The organism is Nocardia sp. NPDC051900 (assembly GCF_044452545.1).
GTDB lineage: Bacteria > Actinomycetota > Actinomycetes > Mycobacteriales > Mycobacteriaceae > Nocardia > Nocardia sichangensis.
On sequence record NZ_JBITBU010000008.1, the window covers coordinates 368,660 to 388,473 of the forward strand.

The following is a 19,814-nucleotide window of genomic DNA, read 5'->3' on the forward strand; positions in this document are numbered from 1 at the left end:
GCACCTGACCGGCGCATAGCCGACCCGCGTGCCCGCACGCACCGGCGACGAGCCTTCTCTTCTGGAGTCATGCCCTTTGTCCACGCCACAGTCCCCGCAACCCACTTCTGAGAGCACGAAAAGCTGTCCAGTTCAGCACAATTCGCCACTAGACACCGACGGGCCACGGGTCGCGTTGTACACGGAGGCATTCGCCGCGGACCCGCATCACGCCTACCGTGAGATGCGCCGCCGGTACGGCTCGCTCGTGCCGATCGAACTGGCGCCGAATGTGCCCGCGACGTTGGTGATCGGTTACTACACGGCGCTGCGAATCCTCAACGACCCGGTGCACTTTCCCTCGGACCCACGCACGTGGCAGCAGGGCATTCCCGGTGGCTGCCCGATCCTGCCGATGATGGAGTGGCGGCCGAACGCGCTGCGCAACACCGGATTCGAGCACCAGCGCTACCGGCAGGTGAATGTCGCCGCTATCGACGCGGTCGACCTGCACGCACTGCACGCGACGACCGAACAGATCGCGGGCCCGCTGATCAACGCCTTCTGCCAGGACGGTGCGGCGGATCTGATCAGCCAGTACGCGTTCCCGCTCACATTCGCGGTGCTCAATTCGATGCTCGGCTGCCCGCCGGAGATCGGGCAGCACGTCGCGATCGGCATGGCCGCCATCTTCGAGGGCGTCAACGCGGACAAGGGCAACGCGATGCTCGCCGACGCGCTGTTCGACCTGGTGCAGATGAAACGGCGGAGTCCGGGGGACGACATCACGTCGCGACTGCTGCGGCACCCTGTCGGCCTCGACGACATGGAGATGATCCACCAGTTGGTCACCCTGTACGGGGCGGGTATCGAGCCACAGCAGAACCTGATCGCCAACACCTTGCGGCTGATGCTCACCGACCGCCGATTCGCGGGCGGGATATTCGGCGGCAGCCTGTCCACCCGCGACGCACTCGACGAGGTGCTGTTCGACGACCCGCCCGGCGCCAACTACTGCTTCAGCTACCCGAAACAGCCGATCCTCATCGACGACGTGTGGTTGCCCGCGCACCAGCCGGTCGTGATCAGCATGGCCGCGTGCAACAACGATCCGGCGATCCACACCGGCCAGCACACCGACAGCCGGGCGCACCTGGCCTGGGGAGCCGGACCGCACTCCTGCCCCGCCAAATCGATGGCGTACCTGATCGCGCAGGACGCCATCGACCAACTACTGGATGCCCTGCCCGAGATGCGACTGGCGGTCGAGCCGGAAGAGCTGTCCTGGCGACCTGGACCGTTCCACCGTGCCCTCGTGTCGTTGCCCGTCGTCTTCCCGGAATCCCCGCCGATGCCCGGGTTCGGGTAGCCGAACGGCGGTGGCGCCGCACGCCGAGTCCGGTGCGCGGCCGTGACGGCGATCGATGAATTTTATTCGCCCTGATCGTGATTCGTGAAAATCCGGGCGCGATGGCGGAGAATCCACGCGGCAGCCACGAGCCGCTCATCCGATCGATCCCGTCAGGAGCACATGTGACCACATCCGTTCCGGTGAACCTCAAGCACGCGCGCGATATCCATCCCGACATCGACGTGCCGCTGGTTCGAGACGCCATCCACCCGGAGCGGACGCTGTGGTCACCCGCCGAGTTACACCGGTTGACCAGCTCGGTGGCCGCGGAATTGGCCACGCCGCTGCTGGACATCGTGCGCTTCGACGCCGAGCAGCGCTGGTGGACCCGCCTGGCCCTGACCATGGGCGTGGAGTTGTGGCTGCTGTCCTGGGCTCCTGGGCAGGGCACCGAACCGCACGACCACGGCGGCGCGTCCGGCTCGTTCACCATGACCGTGGGGGAACTCAGCGAGGAATATCTGCATCTGGGCGGGACGGTCCAGAAGGCGGAACGCCGGGCAGGTGACACGGTCGGATTCGGTCCCGATCGAGCGCATCAGCTGCGCAACGACAAGCCGTGGCCCGCCGCGTCGGTGCACGCGTACTCTCCCCCGCTTCGACCGGTCCGCGAATACCGTACGCTGGCTGACTTCGCAGGGACGTCAGCGAGCGGAGTGGATGCACGATGAGTACAGGCGCCGAGGACATGGTGACCAGGGCCAGAGCGCAGCTGGAACGGGTGACGCCGGAGCAGGCCGCCGCGGTGCAGGCCGAGGGCGGACTGATCGTGGACATCCGGCCGCACGCGAACCGCAGTGCCGAGGGTGAGATACCCGGGGCGGTCGTGGTCGAGCGGATCGTCCTGGAGTGGCGCCTCGACCCGAACGGCGACCACCGGCTGCCTGGCGTCGCCGCCGACACCCCGGTGGTGATCGTGTGCAACGAGGGCTACGCCTCCAGTCTCGCGGCCGCCGACGGGCTGCGTCTGGGACTGCGTCAGGTGACCGACCTCGTCGGAGGGTTCCGAGCCTGGAAGGCGGCGGGCTTGCCGGTGGTCCCGGGCGGAAGCCCGGCCGTGCCGTAGCCGACCTGCGCCGCACCGTCAGTAGACGTACACCACCGCGTTCTCGCCGCCGCTGCACGTGACGACCTGGCCTTCGGGCAGGCAGTTCATGGTGTAGCTGCGGCCGGTGACCGGGCTGGTCGCGACGACCGAGCGCGGCGCGTCACGAGTCGCGTTCTGCGTCTGGCCGAGTGCGGCATAGGCTCTGCGCACCTCCTCGGCGAACGCGCAGCTGGTCACGGCGGTACCCGTCGCCGACTGGGTGAACGTCCCGGCGGCGGCCTGCCCCTGGCCGCACGGCTTCGCGCCCGCGGGCAGCGTGACCTGGGTCGGCTTCGCCGAGGTCGACGTGGCCGACGGGGCCGATGTGCGGCTCGGCGCCCGAGTGGTGGGCCCGGCCACCGGCGCGGACTCCTCGGAGTGCGCGGCGGCGGAGGTCGTCTCGACTTGCCCGCGGCCGAACGATTGCCAGGCGATCGCGCCGCCGACGGTCAGCGCGACGATGGCGAAAACGGCCACCATGATGGGCAGCGCTATGGAGCGACTCGGACGAGACTCGGAGTAATCGGGTTCGTCGTACTCGTCATAGCCGTACTCCGGTTCGTCGCGGCCCAGGGGGCGGCCGGTGCGCGCGGGGTAATCGCCATGCGGCGGATAGTCGGTGCGAGCCGCGTGCGCGTGGTCCTCCGCCGGCGCCAGATACTGGGTCGGGGCCGAGTCCGGTGCGGGAAGGCGGTCGGACGTGTCGTGCGGTGCGGGTGGCTGTTCTCGATCCGGATACTGCGGGTAGTTCCCGAGCCCAGGATGACTTTCGGCGAAGACGTTTTCGGTGGCCTGCGAATAGGGTTGCGGCGGCGTATCGGAATACGCCTGCGCCACAGTCGGTTCCGCGTATACCCGCGTGGAATCAGGATCGGCGTACGCGGAGTCATCCGGCTGTCCCGGGTACGCGGCATCGAAAACCCCCGGCGCGGCTGAACCCTGCCCGAACACCTGCGATGGCGGCGCGGCAGGCTCCGGGTACACCCGAGTGGAATCAGGATCGGCGTACGCGGAGTCGTCCGGCTGTCGCACGTACGGGGAATCGAAATGCTCCGGCGCGGCGGAATCGGCGTAGCCCTGCGGGTACATCGGAGTCGGGCGGGCGGAGGGCTGCGGCGCTTGCGGAAACACCTGTGTCGGCGGCGCGGCAGACTCCGGCGCCTGCGGATATCCCGCCGCCTCCAGATACGCCTGGGTTTCCGGATACAGGTGCGCGTCCGGGAAGGGACGTATCGGAGGCAAGTCCACCTCCGGCGGGAACGGGGCTCGCGGCGGCTCCGGCGCGTCGGCAGACGGAAGCGGCGTGAACTGGAACTCCGTCGGCCGGACCACCGTCGGCGCGCTCGGATGGATCACGGGCAGCTCGCCGGTCGATTCCGGCGCGACCGCCGCACCGGCCTGCTGCGACCGGTCGGGCGCGCGCACCACCAGCGTCGGCCCGGTGGCAGGCGCCGAGGTGAGGGCGGCGCGGGCAGCCCTGGCCAGCGCGGTCGCGGTCGGGTAGCGGTCGGCCGGGTCCTTGGCCATACCGCGGTTCACCACCTCGTCCAACGCGGCGGGAATGCCACTGGCCTGCGCGCTCGGCCGCGGCGGCGGATCGGACATGTGCGATTTGATCAGCACGTTCATGCTGGCCGCCGGGAACGGCGTCGCTCCGGTCAGGCACTCGTGCAGCACGCAGGCCAGCGAGTAGACGTCGGCGCGGCCGGTCACCGGGCCGACGTCGAAGCGCTCAGGAGCCATGTAGATGTAGGAGCCGACGGCCATGCCGACCAGCGTCACCGCGCTGTCGCCTTCGGTATGCGCGATACCGAAATCGGCTAGATACGCGAAATCCGCGTCCGTGACAAGGATGTTCGCCGGTTTCACGTCGCGATGCACCAGATTGTTCGCGTGCGCGGCGTCGAGCGCCGAAGCGATCTGCTCGATGATGCCGACGGCGCGAGCGGGGCTCAGCGGGCCCTTGCCGCGCAACAGGGTGCGCAGATCGACGCCCCGGACCAACCGCATGTCGATGAACAGCACCCCGTCGATGACGCCCCAGTCGTGGATCGGGATGACGTGCGGTTCGGCCAGCCGTGCCGCGGCTTGCGATTCGCGCCGGAAACGCAGTTGGTACATCGGGTCTTTGGCGAGTTCTTCAGAGAGCAGCTTGACCGCGACCACCCGGTCCTTGACCGTGTCGTACGCCTCGTATACCTCCCCCATTCCCCCCTTGCCCAGCAACGACCGCAGTTCGTACGGCCCGAACCGCGTCCCGGTTCTCGGCCCAGGTTCCTGCACCCGTCATCCTCCGCATCCCGGGCCTGGAACGCACACCGAGATCACGCGGTACGCGACCGGAGCCTGCCCGTCATAGATTGGATTCTCCGGGTGTCACCACCCCGTGGTCAAACGCGAACACGATCGCCGCGGCCCGATCCCGCAGCTCGAGCTTGCCGAAGATATGCCCCACATGGCTTTTCACGGTCACTTCCGAGATGCCGAGTTCACGAGCGATTTCCGCGTTCACCCGGCCGCGCCCGATCAGTTCGAGCACCTCGTATTCGCGCGCGGTCAGCTCGGACAGGCGTGCATCCGTGGTGGTGCGCACCGGGCGTACGGTGCGGTAGGCCGACAGCACGCGGCCGGTCACCGCGGGGTCGAGCCAGGCGCCGCCGCCCGCGACCATCCGTACCGCGCGAATGAGGTCCTCGGCGGGCGAGTCCTTGAGGATGAATCCGGCCGCGCCCGCGCGCAGCGCTCCGGACAGCAACTGATCGTCGTCGAAAGTGGTGAGCACCAGGACCGGCGGAGCCCCGTCGCGCGCCCGCAGCATCCTGGTCGCGTCGATACCGCCGACCCGTTTCATCCGCAGGTCCATCAGCACCACGTCGGGGCCGACCTCCGCGACGGCGGCGGGCACCTCGTCGCCGTCGGCGCATTCGGCGACCACGAATCCGTCCCGCCTGCGCAGGATGCGCCGCAGACCGCCGCGCACGAGTTCCTGGTCGTCGACCACCAGCACGGTTACGGCGTCCTCGCCACTGGCGGGTGTCGGCACGCTCACGACCGCACCCCCGTGGCGTTCGGCTCCGACCTGCACGACGGCACGCTCCGTTCTCGGTTCACTCGCCGGTGAACGCGCACAACGCCACCTCGTCGGCCGGACCCGACAACGCCCGATGCTCCGGCTCGCCGACGCTCGCTCACGAAACCTCCCGGCCGGTGGTGGAGGTTCCCGGCAGCACCGAACACGAGAATCCGCCGCGACCGGGCGCGAGCGGAATACCTGCTCGCACCGACCAGCCGCGGCCGGACGGGCCCGCCGTCATGCGGCCGCCGAGCAGTTCGGCGCGCTGCCGCATACCGGACAGACCCATGCCCGCGCCGCGCTGGGCGGGCAGCCCGGCGGGCACCGTGTTGTCCACCGTGAGGGTGACCATCGTCGTGTCCACCGCGACCCGGATCCTGGCGGACGCGCCGTGCGCGTGTTTGACCACGTTCGCCAGCGACTCCTGGCCGATCCGGTACAGCGCGAGCCCGACCGCGGGCGACACCGCGCCGAGATCGCCCTCGCGGTCGTAGCGCACGTCCAGACCGGCCCGCACGAAATCGCCGACCAGATCCTCGATGTCCTCCACACCCGGTTCCGGCGCCTGCTTCCAGGGGCGCGCGTCGAGCAGGCCCACCGTGCGGCGGATGTCGGCCATCGCCTGCCTGCCGAGCCGTTCGGCGTCGGTCAGCGCTTCCACGGCTTCGTCCACGTCGCGGTCGGTCTGCAGCGCGTGCCGGGCGGCGGTGAGATGCAACAGCGTGACGCTCAGCGAGTGCGCGATCACGTCGTGCACTTCCCGGGCGATCCGGCGTCGCTCCTCGTCGGCGGCCTGCGCGGCGCGGATGTCCTGATACCCGCGTTCCTGGTAGAGGAAGCGGCGCTGGTACTGCAGCATCAACCCGGCCATCCAGCCGAAGGCGATGCCGACCAGATAGGTCGGCAACCCTTCGGTCACATGGCCGATCACGGCGAAAGCGACCAGTTGCAGCATCATCGCGATGGTGACCGGGATGCTTACCCGTTTCGGCGCGATCGCCGCGATCTCGCCCGCGGCGGCCACCAGGACGAACGGCGCGAAATCGGCCTCGACCGGTTGAGCGAGGAACAGCGCCTCGGCCGTCATCGCCATCGCGCCGAGCAGCAGCGGGCGCGGCAACACGCCGAGCAACGCGTGCAAGGGACCGAAAGCGCAGGTCAGTAGCACCGCCACGATCGGAAGCAGGGTCGGGAAATAGCTGTGCCGCTGGATCGCCGCCGCGACCGCCACGGCGAAGACCGCGATGTCGACGCTGACGATCACCGAGGGCGGGTAGTCGTAGGGCAACTCCTCGACGCTGCGCCGGAAGGCCGCGACCGGATCGCGCGCGAACTCGGCCCACCGCTCCCCGACACGCCGCACCGAGGCCGGCACGCGGCCCGCGCGAGGCGTACCTGGCGATGCTTCGGATACGCCGGTCGAACCCATTCTGTAAGGCTAGCCGCCTGATCCGGGCGGGTACATCGTCCCGCGAGCGGGCCGCCGCTCCTACCGTGGTCGGAGACGCATTCGGGTCCCTGGCACGACGACAACAAGACGGTCGCGTCCGTAGCGTTGGCGGTATTCACAGAGGAAGGCGATGGCCATGTCCTGGACGGATCAGCACGCTCGAACCGACATCGTGCACACCGTACTCACCCGCGCGGCGCTCGACCCGGCCGATCCCGACCTGTTCGCGGGACTCCCCGATCTGGATCGGCTGTTCGGCGGCGAGGACGGGCTCCTGCTCACATTGCGCTACCGGTGGAATCTCCACTTCGCCGGGAAACTCGACCAGGGATCGACGGCGATGGAGGCCTATCTCGAACTGGCGGCCGAGCAGCCGGTGCTGCGCGCGGTGCTCGACGCACAGTATCGTCGCCGCAAACTCGCGTCGGAGGCCATGGCGCGGTAACGCGCGACGAGGAACGAAGAACTTTGATCGACCATACGGAGCGGGGGACGACGATGCCGGAACCGGCAATGCTGGAACTATCGGGCGTGACGAAGGAGTATCGGGTCGGCGGCCAGGCGGTCCGCGCCCTCGATGACGTCGCATTGCGCATCGAGACAGGGGAATTCACCTCGATCATCGGGCCGTCCGGTTCCGGTAAGAGCACCCTGTTGCATCTGCTCGGCGCGCTGGACAGTCCCGACGCGGGCTCGATCCGGTTCCGGGGCGAGGAGATCGGCGTGCTGGACGAGGAGCAGCAGTCGGAATTCCGGCGTCACCAGGTCGGATTCGTCTTCCAATTCTTCAACCTGCTGCCCACGCTCTCGGCGTGGGAGAACGTGGCGATACCGAAACTGCTGGACGGCACGGGTTTGCGCAAGGCCAAGCCGCGCGCCCTGGAGTTGCTCGACCGGGTGGGCCTGGCGGCGCGGGCCGAACACCGCCCAGCCGAATTGTCCGGCGGGCAGATGCAGCGGGTGGCGGTGGCGCGGGCGTTGATCATGGACCCGCCGCTGATCCTGGCCGACGAGCCCACCGGCAATCTCGACTCCAAGACCGGCGCCGCCATCCTCGAGTTGCTCGGCGAGATCGCCGCATCGGGTAGTTCGGTGGTGATGGTGACCCACGACATGGGCGCGGTGACCTACTGCGACCGTGTGATCACCCTGCGCGACGGCCGGATCGGGTCCAACGACAAGGTCGAGCGGACGGTCAACGCGTGAACGGTCGGCGGCGCGGCGTGGACATGCGGGCGAGAAGGGAAACAGCATGATCGGCGCGGCGTGGGATCGCCTGCGGCTGTTCAACATCGGCGAGCTGCTCGCCCATCGCGGCCGCACCTTCATGTCGCTGATCGTGATGGGCGTGTCGGCGTCGCTGCTGGTGGCGGTGCTGAGCATCTCCGGATCGGTCACCGGCTCGGTGGACAGACTGACCCGCGGCCTGGGCGGGAAGGCGCAGCTGGAGGTCAGCGGGATCACCGACGCGGGATTCGACCAGCAATTGCTGCGGCGGATCGCGACCACACCCGGCGTCGCGGTGGCGGTGCCGATGCTGCGGGCGCAGATCGGCACCGGCGCCGACCGCGCGCTGCTGATCGGCGCCGACTCGAACATCGGCGCGCTGGGCAGCGAATTGACCGCGCCGATGAGCGCTTTCACGGGGAAGCTGCTCTCGGTGCCCAATGGGGTGCTGGTGGGCACCGGGCTCGGCCGCACCGAGGGCGAGCAGTTCGCGCTGGGCGGCACGACGGTCACGGTCGCGGGTGTCCTCGACGCGGAGACCTCCCGGAAACTCGACGACGGCCACCTCATCGCCGCCCCGCTCGGGCTGGCGCAGAAGATCACCGACCGCGCCGGGCGGCTGGACTCGGTGCAGATCATTCCCGCTCAGGGCGCCGATCTCGGACAGGTGCGCGCGGCACTCACCGACGCGGTGGACGGCCGCGCGGTGGTGGCCGAGCCGAGTCTGCGCACCGCGCAGGCGGGCGGCGCGGTGCAGATCGTCCGCTACTCCACCACTATGGCGTCGGCGGCCGCGCTGATCGTCTCGGCGTTCCTCATCTACAACGCGATGAGCATGGCGATCGCCCAGCGCAGGCCGATGCTCTCGCTGCTGCGCGCGATCGGCGGCAAGCGCGGCCCGATGGTGCGCGACCTGCTGGCCGAGGCGGCGCTGCTCGGCGTGCTCGGCGGCGCGGTCGGCGCGGCGCTGGGTGTGTTCATGGGCAGCATCGCGATCGGCACACTGCCCACCGCGATCGTGCAGTCCGTGGAGGCCCGCACCGAATACTCGGTGCCCTGGTACGTGATTCCGTTCGCCGTCGTGGCCTGCGTGTTCACCAGCGTGCTCGCGGCCTCCCTCGCCGCCCGCCAGGTGTACAAGGTCCAGCCCATCGAGGCGCTGGCTCCGGTCGGAGCGGGCCGGACCGACACCGCGAGCCCGCTGCTGCGCTGGCTCGCCGTCATCGCAGGTGGCGGGCTGGCCGGGGCGGCGGTGCTGATCGCGAGCAGCGATCTCGGCCGCTACTCGCTGACCGCGATCTCGATGTCGTTCATCGCCGCGATCCTGATCTGTTTCGCCGCGACCGGCCCGATCGTGCGGGCCGCGGCGGGGATCGCGCGCTGGTTCCGCGCTCCCGGCGCCCTGGGCGCGACCACGCTGGAGCGTTCGCCGCGGCGCGTGTGGGCGACGGCGATGACGGTGATGATCGGTGTCGGGGCCACCGTCGGCATGAGCGGCGCGTCCAGCAACATGATCGACTCGGCCACGGTCACTTTCACCGATCTGGCCCGCAACGACGTCTACGTCAGCCCCGCCTCGATGGCGCAGTTCCCGACCGGGCCGCTGCTGCCCGCGGATCTGGCGGGCAAGCTCGCGGCGGTGCCCGGCGTCGCGCATCTCAGCCCGGCGCAGATGGCCTTCGCCACGCTGGGCGGCAGTCGCGTGATGCTGCAAGGGTTTCCGCCCGACGCCAGGGAAACGCGGATGCGCATGCTCACCGACGAATCGGTCGCCCGGCTGTCGGCCGGGGAAGGCGTGGCCATCTCGCGCGACGTGGCGCGCTCACTCGGCGTCGGCGCGGGCGCGGAACTGACCCTGCCGACCCCGACCGGCCCCCACACCGTGCGTGTGTTGCAGGTGATTCCGTACTTCTCCGCCATCGCCGGCGTGGTGATGATGGACCTGAACCTGATGCGCAGCTGGTACGAACGGCCCGGGGAGACGGTCATCGCGGTCGACATCGCACCGGGCGCCGACCGCGCGGCGGTGTTCGCGGCGATACGGCAAGTGGTGCCGCCGGAGTTGAACGTGGACACCGGCGCGGACACGGTGGTGGCCGCTTCGTCGAGCATCCGGCAGGGCATGGCGATGAGCAACGCCATTCTCTGGATCGTGGTGCTGGTCGCCACGGTCGCGTTGCTCAACACGTTGATGCTCTCGGTGCTGGAGCGCCGCAGGGAACTCGGCGTACTGCGTGCCATGGGCACCGGGCGCAAGTTCCTGATGCGCTCGGTGCTGGCCGAGGCCGCCGGTATCGGGATCGTCGGCGCGGTGCTGGGTCTGGCGCTCGGCGCGTCGGTGCAGTTCCTGGGCACGGTCGCCATCGGACACGCCCTGACCATCGACGTGGCCTACCGGCCGAGCCCGATGCTGCTGGTCTACGCCGTGATCGCGCTGGCGCTGGCGCTGCTCGGGTCGATTCCACCCGCGTTGCGCGCGGCCCGGCTGCCCATCGTGGAGGCGCTGGCCGTCGACTGAGACTCCGGGTTCACAGCGGCAGGTCGGCGAACCAGGCCTTGAATTTCGCCGAGGTGATGCCGAACCCGGAGTTCGGCATGCTGTCGGTGAGGGTCACCGTGGCGAACAGCAGGTAGTTCGACCGGGCCGGGTCGTCGGCGAAGTCGACGACGAGATAGCCGTCCGGCAGTCCGCTCGCTTTCTCCTGCCACCGGTAGGTCGAATACGACTCGCCGTTGTTGCGTTCGGTCGTCGCGGTATTCGACGGCAGGTCCCGCACCGCGGCCTGGGCGTCGGCGGACGACTTGAAGCCGATGAGGACGTAGTCGGGCTCGTCGATCGGTGTGCCCCAGCAGTTCCAGGCCGTCGCCCAGTTCGGGAAGTCGGGTACGCCGTTGGCGCTGGACACCTTGCCGCCCGGCTTGGCGGTGCCGAGGAAGCAGGTCTTGCCGCGATAGCCCGGTCCGGAGCCGATGTCGTATTTCGTATCGACGCCTTGCGGCAGCAGCTTCGGGAACGCTTCGGCGAGTTTGTCCGCGGCGGACGGGCCCGACGGCGTCTTGGTGGGGAGGTCGAGCGGCGAGGCGGAATTCGAGAATCCGACCTTCGCGACGACGATGCCGACGCCGACCAGCAGCGCCACGATCACCAGGACGATGGTCACGATCAGGCCGGTATTGGAGCGGCCCTGCGACGGATAACTCGGCTGGTGGGGCGGATAGGCGATCGGCGCCGGAGCCGAAGGCGGCGGCGCCGCAGGGTAACTCGGCTGCGGAGCCGCCGCGGCGTAGCCATTGGACGCCGAGAACTGCTGGCCGCTCATGGGGTTCGGGTTGTACTGCGGTGGAGCGGTATAGCCAGGGGCGGACGCGGTGGGGACGTAGGTCGGCGGACTCGCCTCCGGCCCGGGATAGGCCGGTTGCGCGAGGACGGTGGGCGCGGGCTGCGGTTGGTACTGCGCGGCCACCACCGTCGGAGCGGGCTCGGTGAGCGCTCGCCGCGCGGCCGAGGCGAATTCGACGCAGGAGACGTATCGGTCGTCGGGTCGCTTCGCCATGGCCTTGGCGATCACCGCGTCCAGCGCGGGCGACAGACCGGCGCGCCGGGCCGCGACGGAGGGCGGCGGCAACTGGAGGTGGCCGCGGATGATGTCGGCGGGGGCGGGCGCGTCGAACGGGGCGACGCCGGTCAGCAACCAATACAGCGCGCACGCCAGCGAGTACTGATCGGAGCGGTGGTCCAGGTGGGCCCCGGTCATCTGCTCGGGCGAGGCGTAGGCCAGCGTCGCGGTGAACATGCCGGTCTGGGTCAGGTGGGTGGAATCCTCACGCAGCCGGGCGATGCCGAAATCGGTGAGGAAGACCCGCTCACCGTGGCCGCCCACCGCGCGGGCCAGCATGATGTTCGCCGGCTTGACGTCGCGGTGCAGCACCCCCATCCCGTGCGCGTAGTCCAGGGCGGACGCGACGCCTTCGACGATCTGCACGGCGCGCTCCGGCGGCAGGTTCTGCGGGTTCACCGTGGCCGCGTCGACGCCGTCGACGTACTGCATGGAGATCCACAGCTGCTCGTCCTCGGTGCCGCGGTCGTACACCGCGACGATGTTCGGATGGTCCAACTGCGCCGCCAGGTCCGCCTCCCGCTCGAAGCGGGCCCGGACCTCCACGTCGGTGAACAGCTCCCGGTTGAGCAGTTTGAGCGCGGTCTGCCGAGGAAGTCTGGGATGACGGGCGAGATACACCGATCCCATGCCGCCCTGACCGAGGAGCTTCTCTATGGTGAACCCGGCGAACACCGCACCGCTGTCGAGCAACACGCCCCCTTCAGGTGACCGCTTTCCTACCGATCCTGGAGCCTACCGGGTGACGCCGTGGCCACGGGGTTTCGAATTCTCCGGGAAGATCGGCAAAACTATGTTCGAGACATCGTGCCGTCGACGCCGCCGCGCGCCGCGGTGATGTCTCTCGTCCGGTCACCGACCGGACGGGCCCGATGAGATATTTTGCACCGCCGTTCTACAGCGCGACGCGTCACCGGTGGTGGGGAGGACTCGGTGGTGAGGTCGACGGGATCCGCTTCGTCGTGTCGTTCGGTGCTGCGCGCCGCAGCGATGGTGGTGCTGCTCACGCTGACTTCGTGCACGCTGCTTCCCGGCAATCGGGCCGACACCGATCCCCCTGCGGTCGTCGTCGACACCGCGGGGGCGTGGCGGCCGCGGCTCGCCATATCCATGCCCGACTCGCTGGCCGCCGATTTCACCCAGTTACAGCCCCAGCTCGGCGGACAGGTCGGCATGGCGATCATCCCCGTCGGCGGGGGCCGGATGACCGTCTTCGGCGACTGGGTCAGCGGCATCGCGTGGTCGACGATCAAGGTGCCGCTCGCGATCGCGGCGCTGCGGCACGACCCGCACGAGGGCATCATCCACGACGTGGAGGCGGCCATCACGTGGTCGGACAACGACGCCGCAGAGGCGCTGTGGCAATCGCTCGGCGATGGGCTGGAAGCGGCCAAGGCGGTGCAGGACGTGATCGACGAGGCGGGCGACGCCACGACCGGGGTGGCGGGCCCGCGCACCACCTTGGACTACACCTCCTTCGGCGGCACCGAATGGACGCTGGCCAATCAAGCCCGCTTCGCCTCCCGGCTGCCGTGCCTGCCCGAGTCGTTCCAGGTCACCGAGCTGATGACGAAGATAACGCCCGAGCAGGCATGGGGTCTTGGCGTCCTGGAGGGCACGGCCTTCAAAGGCGGCTGGGGTCCCGACGACGACACCGGCGTCTACACCGTCCGCCAGTTCGGCCTGGTGCCGGTGCGGTCCGGCATGGTCGCCGTCGCGCTGGCGGCGACGGCCGATTCCGGCAGCTTCGACGACTCCACCACCATCCTGAGCCGGATGGCGCGGATGCTCGGCAGTCATCTCGACGAACTGCGCGGCGGGTCCTGCCCGCCGATGTGACCCGGCTCAGCCCGGGGTGACCAGGCCGGTTTCGTAGGCCAGCACCACGGCTTGCGCCCGGTCGCGCAGATTCAGCTTCGAGAACACCTTGGAGACATGGGTTTTCACGGTTTGCTCGGCCACGAACAGGGTTTCGGCGATCTCGGAGTTCGACATGCCTTTCGCGATCAGTTCCAGCACTTCCCGCTCCCGGGGAGTCAGCGCGGACAGCTGCGGCGACGGCTTGGCGCGGGCGGCGCTGCGGCGGCGGGTGACGTCGGCGATGAGTCTGCGGGTGACCGTGGGCGCGAGCAGCGCCTGACCGTCGGCGACCACCCGCACCGCGCGGACCAGTTCCTCGGCGGGCGCGTCCTTGAGCAGGAACCCGCTGGCGCCGAGGCTCAGCGCCTCGTAGACGTAGTCGTCGATGTCGAAGGTGGTGAGCATCAGCACGCGCACCGGCGGGTCGAACCCGGCCGCCAGGATGGCGCGGGCCGCGTCGAGCCCGTTCATCTCCGGCATGCGCACATCCATCAGCACGACGTCCGGGCGCAGCCGCTTCGCCTCGGCCACCGCGACCTTGCCGTCCGCCGCGTCGCCCACCACGCTGATATCCGGCTGCGCGGCCAGCAGCGCCCCGAACCCCTGACGGACCATCGCCTGGTCGTCGGCGATCAACACCGTAATTGCCACCAGCTCACCCTAATTGCCCCGTACGACTGCGCGTCGCGCCGACCGGACGCACGAGCATGCCAGGGGCCCACTGTCCCGACTGTGCATCGACGGGCACGCTCGGCCCGTGTCCGAGGCCGGCACATCTGATCGCCGCTCGGGCGCTGCGGCCACGGTCTGCTCTGATGCGATGTCTCGACACCGCTCAACTCCCGATTCGGGGTCGTGCCCGGCAGCCTCGGGCGCTTTGTGCAACGGCGGCACATGCCTTCCGTCGCTGACTCCGATCGGCATCCGCAGGAACCCGCAGCACACTGCGCATCCTCCCGGCGGTGCTCAGCGTCCTGGTTCGCCGTGCACCGCGCCGGCACCGACAACTGCGGCAGCCGCTTCCGGCACGGTGAGCGGGAAGCGCGCGTGGACCCGGAATCCGCCGTCCGCGCGCGGCCCCGCCGTCACCTCGCCGCCCACGGCCAGCGCTCGCGCCTGCATACCCGCGATGCCGTGGCCGCCGTTGCCGACCGTCCGGGCGGGCGTGGCCCCCGGCTCGTTGTCGACGTCGAGCCGCAGCTCCGCGTCGCGGGCGATACGCACCTGGACCGGCGCGCCCGGGGCGTGCCGGGAGGCGTTGGACAGTGATTCCTGCACGACGCGGAACAAGGCGAGGCCGGTGGTCTCCGGGATCGTGTCCAGCGCACCCTCGACGGTCCACTCGATGCGGACACCAGCGCGGCGCGCGCCTTCGAACAGGCCGATCACGTCGGCCGCCTTCGGCTGGGGCGCGTGCTCGGGCAACTGGCCGTCGCTGCGCAGCACACCCAGCATGCCGCGGATCTCGTTGAGCGCTTCGCGCGCCGTGGCGCCGATCGACTCGAACTCGGCGCGCGCGGCCGGGGTGACGCCCTCGACCCGGTACGGCGCGGTCTGCGCCTGCACTACCACCAAGGACATGTGGTGGGCCACGACGTCGTGCAGATCGCGGGCGATGCGCGCCTTCTCCTCCAAGATGGCCCTGCGTGCCCGCTCGAGTTCGTTCTCCTCCTCCTGGCGCACCAGCTGTCGCCGCGACAGTGCCAGCCAGCGGACGAGCAGTCCGAACAGCACCAGCGCGGCCAGCGCGATCGGCCAGCCCCACGCGGCGTTCGCGAACGCTTCGCCCTCGCCGGGCATGGTGGTCGCGAACAGCAGCGCGGTCGCCGCCCAGGACACCGCCACGATCTGTCCCGGGGCGCACAACGCCACCGCGAACAGCAGCACCAGCACACAGAGCACGTGCACGACCTGGAACGGCAGGTCGTTGTTCTGCTGATGCGGGATCGCCAGCGCGATCACCAGCGCGGAGCCCGCCGAGATGGCCCAGCCCAGCGCCGGGTTGACCCGGACGAGCAGCACCGGGAACGCGGCGAGCGCCGCGATGAACGGCTGCGCCGCGGCGGGCACCGCGTGGGTCAGGTGCAGGGTCGGCCAGGCCACCGCGTACCAGATCAGCGCGACCAGCACCGTGCCCAGGTCGAACCAGGTCCGCGCGTCCAGCCGTCGCGTCCAGCCGCGACTTTCTCGGTTCATGCCTACGACACTAGGAACTCCCAGTTCACCGCGGCCTCATACCCACGGGTGATTTCCGCCCCGATACCCCGGTGTGAGGCGGCGCGGCGGCTCCCCCGGCGGCACGGCGCGCGAAACCTCCCCGGGCGTGAGGCGGGACCGGAAAGCCGGCCCCTAACGTCGTCGCCATGAGCACACCGACCAGCGCCGGGCGCGAGACCCGGTTCGCTTCGGCCATAGGAGCCCGAAATCATTCCGCCGCAGCCTCTTCCGTCACCGCGTACACGCGACGCTACGCCGCGCTCACCGCGACCGCGCTGACCACCGTGGCGGCGACGGTCTTCCTCTCCCCCGCCCCGCAGGCCGCCGCGGCGACCGCGCCGATCGAGAGCCCGCAGGCGAGCGCCGCCGTCGCCGAGCTGGCCGCCGGTGGCCCCGACGCGCTCACCGCGATCCCGGCGGACTTCGTAGCGTCGTTCGGTTACCGGCCCAGCACGGTGGACGGTTTGCTGGTCGATCCGGATGGCGACTGCTCGTCCCCGGTGACGCTGCCCGCCGAGTTCGACGCCGCGTGCAAGGCCCATGACCTCGGCTACGACCTGTTGCGCTACGCCGACCAGCGCGGCGAACCGCTGGGCCCGTGGGCGCGGCAGGCCCTCGACGCGTCGCTGGACCGGCAGATGCACCAGGCCTGCGCCACCCGCGTGGACCCGTTCTCCCGCGCCCGCTGCGATGCGATGGCATCGATCGCGAACACCGCGGTCGATCTGAACTCGCGGCGGCAGGATTACGGCGTACCGGTGGTCGAGCCCCTGTTCGACGCCGCCGAGTCCGACTCCGCGTCGAGCTGGAAGCTGCTCGGCGTGCTCGTCGCCGGAATCGCCGGTCTGGGCGCGGCTCTCGTCGTCCACAACCGGCGGCGTGGCCCCGGACTCGCGGATTGCCCGCCACCTGCGTCCGTCGCGGCAACGGTGCGGCGATGACGGCGTTCCCGAACCGCCGTCTCCGACTCCAGGCACGACCACCGCGGATCGGCACGACACTCGGCATCGGGCTCGGCACACTGGCGTCGTTGGCCCCGGGTCTGCTCCCTCGCACGCCGGGCGCGCAAGCCGTGCTGACCGGGCTCCTCGCGGCGCTGACGCTCGGCGTGGCCGGAACGCTGCGAATCATCGTGCGGCGACGGGGTTTCGACTTCGATCGGCACCATGCGTGGCTGCGGCTGCCCCTGCTGATCGCGATATCGGTGCTGGTGGTGGGAGCAGCGGCGAACGCGGGACACTGGCAGAACCGGCTGCGCGCCGCGATGGGCACGCCGCCGATCGGCGCCGACTACTGGGTGCGCTGCGCGCTCGGCGCGGCGCTGATCGTCGGGCTGTTCGCCGCCGCCACCCGCTCGATCGCCTGGTCTTGGCGGAAACTGGGCTGGTCGCGGGGCGTCTCGCTGGCCGCCGTCGCGGCGGTGCTGCTGTACCTGGTCGGTGTGCCCGCGGTGGTCGGATGGCGGGAGGCGGCGTACGCGCGGGCCAACGCCGAGCTGGATCCCACTCTGGTGCGACCGGTTTCGCACGCCGGGTCGGGTAGCGCGGAGTCGGCGGTGAGCTGGACGTCGCTGGGCGCCGAGGGGCGCAAATTCGTGAGCGACGCGTCGGTGCGCGCCGTGCGGGTCTACGTCGGGGTGGCCTCCGCACCCGACCTGGACAGCCGCGTCGCGCTGGCGATCCGGGAACTGGAACGGTCGGGCGGCTTCGCGCGCTCGCACCTGGTCGTCACGGTGCCCACCGGATCGGGCTGGATCGACGCGAACGCCGTGGCGGGGTTCGATCGGCGCTTCGGCGGTGACGTGGCGCTGGTCGGGCTGCAATACTCCTATCTCCCGAGCTGGGCGACGTTCGTGTTCGGCCGGGAATCGGCGGTGACGGCCGCTCGCGCCTTGTTCACCGCCGTCGAGCGCCACATCCAAAGCCTCGCGCACAAGCCGAAGCTGTACCTGTACGGGCAGAGCCTGGGCGCTCTGGGCGGCAACGCCGTCTTCGCCGACGACGCCGAGCAGGACGACCGAACCTGCGCGGTTCTTTGGGCGGGTCCACCGGCCGACAATGTCCACCGCGCCGGCGCGACCGTGCTGGCCAATAGCTCGGATCCGGTGGTCCACTGGTCGCTTTCCCAGCTGTGGCGCGCGCCCGACCTGACCGGCGCCCGCGTCGACGCTCCGGTTCCGCGATGGCTTCCGGTGCTCAGCTTCGCGCAGACCACCGCCGATCTGCTCGCCGCGCTGCACGCTCCGCCGGGCCACGGCCACCGGTACGGCCAGGATCAAGGGACGGCGATGGGCTCGTGCTGAGCTGTTCGGCACGCCACTCGCCAGCGACCGCCATAGAACATGTTCTAATTTCTTCATGGCCTTCGTCATCGACCTCGCCGCCGACATCGACGCCCCAGCCGACCTGGTGTGGCAGGTGATCACCGACTTCCCGCGCTACGGCGAATGGAATCCCTTCGTCACGGAGTGCCGCAGTTCGCTGGTGCCCGGCGAGCCGATCGACATGCTCGTCCAGGTCTCCGGCTCGAAGCCGCGCAAGCAGCGGGAATGGATCCGCTCGCACACCCCCGGCAGCGAGCTGAGCTACTCGATGAAACCCGTGCCCCTCGGCGCGCTGCACAGCCTGCGCTCGCACACTGTGACGCCGCTGCCGGACAACCGCACGCGCTACGAATCGCACTTCGAACTCGGCGGATGGCTGCACCCCGTGGTCGTCGCCTCGCTCGGCAAGAATCTGCGCCGGGGTTTCGAGGGCATGACCGACGGCATCAAGAAGCGGGCCGAATCGCTGCGCGCTTCCTGAGGGCCGCCGCCCAGCCGTCCGACCGGACCGGGGAAACTTGATGAAAGCTGTTGCGAACGCCAAGGAGACCGCCCAGTTGACGGACGATCGATCAACCCCACCCGAGCAGTCTTTCGACGACGATGACTACGACGTCGGCCTGGAAGATCCGGTCATCGAGGGCGACGCGCCGACGACGTGGCAGGAATTCGCCGCGGACGCCCGCACGAGTGGGTCCAGCGATCTCGCGCCGATCGTGCAGAGCCTGGAAGCCGGGGACGCCACCCTCCCGTCCAACGCCCGTCTGATCGAGTAGACACCCGCGGACTCAGGCACGCAGATAGGCCAGCGCGGCGTCGAGGGCGGCGTCGGCATAGTCCTCGGTGAGACCACCGAGGCCGAGGGACCACCGCATCTGCACCGGACCGAGCAGCAGATCGATGGCGAGCTCGAGATCCAGATCCGCGCGCACTTCGCCTGCGGCGACGGCGGCGGCCAAGCGGTCGGCGACAGCGGCGCGCTGGGGCAGCAGCAAACGCTCACGGTAGGCGGCGCCCAACTCGGCGTCCTGCTGGGTTTCGATGTACATCGCGCGGAGGAAGGATTCGAACCCCGGATCGGTCAGCGCGACGACCGAACCGCGCAGCAACTGGCGCAGATCGGCGGCGATGTCGCCGGTGTCGGGTAGCGCGGGACCTTCCGGCCCCGAATCGGATTCGAGCATGGCGTCGAACACCACCGCCCCCTTCGACGGCCACCAGCGGTAGATCGTCTGTTTGCCGACGCCCGCGCGGGCCGCGATGGCCTCGATGCCCAGCTTCGCGTAGGACACCTCGCGGATCAGCTCGGCGGTCGCGGCGAGTATCGCCGCACGGGAGCGCTCGCTGCGGCGCGCGGCGGTGGGAGTCTCGGGCATGCCGTCACGGTAGCAGGTGACGAGACGAAACGTCTCGTCTTGACAAGGCGCGAGCGAATTGGCACGGTATTCGACGAGACGGAGCGTCTCGCGACGAAGGGACTCTCAATGACCGTGTCAAGCCGCCGTGGCCACCGGGATCGGGTTTTCCATGCTGAATTCGCGGCTGTCTCGCAGCAATGCCCACAACACGT

Annotated in this window: 18 protein-coding genes; 11 read left to right on the forward strand and 7 right to left on the reverse strand. The window is 69.9% G+C overall.

Annotation, left to right across the window (positions count from 1 at the left end; translation table 11 throughout):
- Nucleotides 1-76 precede the first annotated feature (76 nt).
- From ACIA5H_RS16530 to ACIA5H_RS16540, 3 genes are all read left to right on the forward strand, one after another.
- On the forward strand, nucleotides 77-1,348 hold the full coding sequence (locus tag ACIA5H_RS16530) for a cytochrome P450 (protein ID WP_379253366.1): 1,272 nt from the start codon (nucleotides 77-79) through the stop codon (nucleotides 1,346-1,348).
- A gap of 164 nt (nucleotides 1,349-1,512) precedes the next feature.
- Nucleotides 1,513-2,061: a cysteine dioxygenase gene (locus ACIA5H_RS16535; RefSeq protein ID WP_379253365.1), complete on the forward strand. Its 549-nt coding sequence runs from the start codon at nucleotides 1,513-1,515 to the stop codon at nucleotides 2,059-2,061.
- Nucleotides 2,058-2,456, forward strand: coding sequence for a rhodanese-like domain-containing protein (locus tag ACIA5H_RS16540; protein ID WP_355078813.1), 399 nt, complete (start codon nucleotides 2,058-2,060; stop codon nucleotides 2,454-2,456). Before ACIA5H_RS16535 ends, ACIA5H_RS16540 begins: the two co-directional genes overlap by 4 nt.
- Nucleotides 2,457-2,474: 18 nt before the next feature.
- On the opposite strand, the gene ACIA5H_RS16545 is transcribed toward ACIA5H_RS16540, so the two are convergent.
- From ACIA5H_RS16545 to ACIA5H_RS16555, 3 genes are all read right to left on the reverse strand, one after another.
- Nucleotides 2,475-4,760, reverse strand: a complete 2,286-nt coding sequence (locus tag ACIA5H_RS16545) for a protein kinase (protein ID WP_397076681.1) — start codon at nucleotides 4,758-4,760, stop codon at nucleotides 2,475-2,477.
- A gap of 70 nt (nucleotides 4,761-4,830) precedes the next feature.
- Nucleotides 4,831-5,484, reverse strand: a complete 654-nt coding sequence (locus ACIA5H_RS16550; RefSeq protein WP_355078833.1) for a response regulator transcription factor — start codon at nucleotides 5,482-5,484, stop codon at nucleotides 4,831-4,833.
- A 181-nt stretch (nucleotides 5,485-5,665) separates the two neighbouring features.
- On the reverse strand, nucleotides 5,666-6,979 hold the full coding sequence (locus ACIA5H_RS16555; RefSeq protein WP_397076682.1) for a sensor histidine kinase: 1,314 nt from the start codon (nucleotides 6,977-6,979) through the stop codon (nucleotides 5,666-5,668).
- A gap of 157 nt (nucleotides 6,980-7,136) precedes the next feature.
- Between ACIA5H_RS16555 and ACIA5H_RS16560 the strand changes: the two genes are divergently transcribed.
- The 3 genes from ACIA5H_RS16560 to ACIA5H_RS16570 are packed head-to-tail and all read left to right on the forward strand — an operon-like array spanning nucleotide 7,137 to nucleotide 10,745.
- On the forward strand, nucleotides 7,137-7,445 hold the full coding sequence (locus ACIA5H_RS16560; RefSeq protein ID WP_397076683.1) for a hypothetical protein: 309 nt from the start codon (nucleotides 7,137-7,139) through the stop codon (nucleotides 7,443-7,445).
- Nucleotides 7,446-7,498: 53 nt separating this feature from the next.
- Nucleotides 7,499-8,206: an ABC transporter ATP-binding protein gene (locus ACIA5H_RS16565; protein ID WP_355078810.1), complete on the forward strand. Its 708-nt coding sequence runs from the start codon at nucleotides 7,499-7,501 to the stop codon at nucleotides 8,204-8,206.
- 46 nt (nucleotides 8,207-8,252) lie between these two features.
- Complete coding sequence (locus tag ACIA5H_RS16570) at nucleotides 8,253-10,745, forward strand: FtsX-like permease family protein (RefSeq protein ID WP_379253361.1); 2,493 nt, start codon at nucleotides 8,253-8,255, stop codon at nucleotides 10,743-10,745.
- 10 nt (nucleotides 10,746-10,755) lie between these two features.
- On the opposite strand, the gene ACIA5H_RS16575 is transcribed toward ACIA5H_RS16570, so the two are convergent.
- Nucleotides 10,756-12,540, reverse strand: a complete 1,785-nt coding sequence (locus ACIA5H_RS16575; protein WP_397076684.1) for a protein kinase — start codon at nucleotides 12,538-12,540, stop codon at nucleotides 10,756-10,758.
- A gap of 240 nt (nucleotides 12,541-12,780) precedes the next feature.
- On the opposite strand from ACIA5H_RS16575, the gene ACIA5H_RS16580 reads away from it, so the two are divergent.
- Complete coding sequence (locus tag ACIA5H_RS16580; protein WP_397076685.1) at nucleotides 12,781-13,683, forward strand: hypothetical protein; 903 nt, start codon at nucleotides 12,781-12,783, stop codon at nucleotides 13,681-13,683.
- A gap of 6 nt (nucleotides 13,684-13,689) precedes the next feature.
- On the opposite strand, the gene ACIA5H_RS16585 is transcribed toward ACIA5H_RS16580, so the two are convergent.
- Complete coding sequence (locus ACIA5H_RS16585; RefSeq protein ID WP_039799687.1) at nucleotides 13,690-14,355, reverse strand: response regulator transcription factor; 666 nt, start codon at nucleotides 14,353-14,355, stop codon at nucleotides 13,690-13,692.
- Nucleotides 14,356-14,670: 315 nt separating this feature from the next.
- Nucleotides 14,671-15,900, reverse strand: coding sequence for a sensor histidine kinase (locus tag ACIA5H_RS16590; protein WP_397076686.1), 1,230 nt, complete (start codon nucleotides 15,898-15,900; stop codon nucleotides 14,671-14,673).
- A 167-nt stretch (nucleotides 15,901-16,067) separates the two neighbouring features.
- Here ACIA5H_RS16590 and ACIA5H_RS16595 point away from each other — a divergent pair, with 167 nt between their 5' ends.
- The 4 genes from ACIA5H_RS16595 to ACIA5H_RS16610 are packed head-to-tail and all read left to right on the forward strand — an operon-like array spanning nucleotide 16,068 to nucleotide 19,020.
- A complete protein-coding gene (locus ACIA5H_RS16595; protein ID WP_397076687.1) occupies nucleotides 16,068-16,862 on the forward strand; it encodes a hypothetical protein in 795 nt (264 codons plus the stop codon).
- Nucleotides 16,859-18,223, forward strand: coding sequence for an alpha/beta-hydrolase family protein (locus tag ACIA5H_RS16600; protein ID WP_397076688.1), 1,365 nt, complete (start codon nucleotides 16,859-16,861; stop codon nucleotides 18,221-18,223). The genes ACIA5H_RS16595 and ACIA5H_RS16600 overlap by 4 nt, the downstream gene beginning before the upstream one ends.
- A gap of 55 nt (nucleotides 18,224-18,278) precedes the next feature.
- Complete coding sequence (locus ACIA5H_RS16605) at nucleotides 18,279-18,725, forward strand: SRPBCC family protein (RefSeq protein WP_397076689.1); 447 nt, start codon at nucleotides 18,279-18,281, stop codon at nucleotides 18,723-18,725.
- A gap of 40 nt (nucleotides 18,726-18,765) precedes the next feature.
- Entirely contained in the window at nucleotides 18,766-19,020 is a 255-nt protein-coding gene (locus ACIA5H_RS16610; protein ID WP_379253354.1) for a hypothetical protein, read from the forward strand.
- A 12-nt stretch (nucleotides 19,021-19,032) separates the two neighbouring features.
- Here the strand turns inward: ACIA5H_RS16610 and ACIA5H_RS16615 are convergent, their stop codons facing one another.
- A complete protein-coding gene (locus ACIA5H_RS16615; RefSeq protein WP_397076690.1) occupies nucleotides 19,033-19,620 on the reverse strand; it encodes a TetR/AcrR family transcriptional regulator in 588 nt (195 codons plus the stop codon).
- Nucleotides 19,621-19,814: the final 194 nt, after the last annotated feature.